Source organism: Vibrio sp. Vb1337 (genome assembly GCF_033338715.1).
Taxonomy (GTDB): Bacteria; Pseudomonadota; Gammaproteobacteria; order Enterobacterales; family Vibrionaceae; genus Vibrio; species Vibrio alginolyticus.
This window is the reverse complement of record NZ_JAWOTD010000204.1, coordinates 1-1,141: the sequence shown is the minus strand read 5'-3', so window position 1 is coordinate 1,141 and position 1,141 is coordinate 1. Positions and strand designations below refer to the sequence as shown.

At 49.6% G+C, this 1,141-nt stretch carries 2 protein-coding genes; both read right to left on the bottom strand.

Annotated elements, in window-relative coordinates:
- On the bottom strand, positions 1 to 422 hold a 422-nt coding region (locus tag R7E42_RS25045; RefSeq protein ID WP_318073246.1), incomplete at its 3' end, for an iron chelate uptake ABC transporter family permease subunit.
- A 9-nt stretch (positions 423 to 431) separates the two neighbouring features.
- Positions 432 to 1,141, bottom strand: a 710-nt coding sequence (locus tag R7E42_RS25040) for a hemin ABC transporter substrate-binding protein (protein ID WP_318073245.1), incomplete at its 5' end; no start/stop codon positions are given.

Here is a 1,141-nt window from a genome sequence, read left to right as displayed (position 1 = left end):
GTCAGAGCACCGCCCAGAAAAGCAAATAATGGCAACGCTGCTAAGTTCATGAGTTGAGTATGGTTTTGGCTAAACTCAGCAAAAACGACGATGGCAAAAGCGCCGCCCAGCGCCGCCCCAGCAGAAACCCCGATAATGCCGGGTTCTGCCAATGGGTTTCGGAAAAGCCCTTGCATGACCACCCCACAAATGGCGAGGATTGCGCCGATGAACATACACAAAATCGTACGAGGTAGGCGTATCTCATTGATAACGAGTTGAATGTGCGGTGCCAGCTCTGAATGCGCGCCAATTAAGCCGCGCAGACTGTCTGTAAAACTAATGTTCATCGGGCCGACGGTTATAGAAGCGATGGCGATAAACGCTAAAAATCCAGACAGCGTAATCAGCGTGGTTGATAAAGGAATACGTCGTAACAGCATCGAAAATCTCTATGGGTAAAGCAAGGTATTGAGACGTTTAGCCTCTGACAGGCTTTTTAGTCCCAAACCGCCAACCAAAGCGTGTCCATCAATGGTGATGATGTTCTTTGTCTGGCCTGCTGGTGTTGCTGCAAGTACCGGCATCGCCTTTAAAATGGCGTCTGCACCGCCCATGGTCTCATAGCTGCGGCCACTAACTAAAATGACATCGGGTTGCATCTCTACCATCGCTTCGGTTGACAGTGGTTTGTAAGAGGTCAGTTTTTTCGCTGCTGGATTGTCACCGCCTGCTAACGCGATGATGGCGTCTGGCGTGGTATCCAAGCCTGCAACATTGGCTGGGCGACCTTCGTGAATAAGTAAAAACAGCACTTTCTTTTTAGCAGAAGGTGCAGGCTGATTCGCTTGCAAAGATTCGACTTGCGTTTTTACCTCTTGCTTCAAGTTTGTTGCTTGAGACTCACGGTTCATGATAGTCGCAATCTGATCGATACGATGCAAAAGCCCGTCAACGTTGGCTTCTGTATTTACTATCTCGACATCCACACCTGCCGACTTTAGTTGATTTAAGGTGGTTGCTGGGCCCATCTCATCAGAGCCAATTAACTTGGTTGGGCTCAGTGCCAACAACCCCTCTGCTGAAAGTCGGCGATGATACCCAACGTCGGGTAACTCCATGCCTTGCGGCAAAGTACTGGTTACATCAACGGCGACCAAGC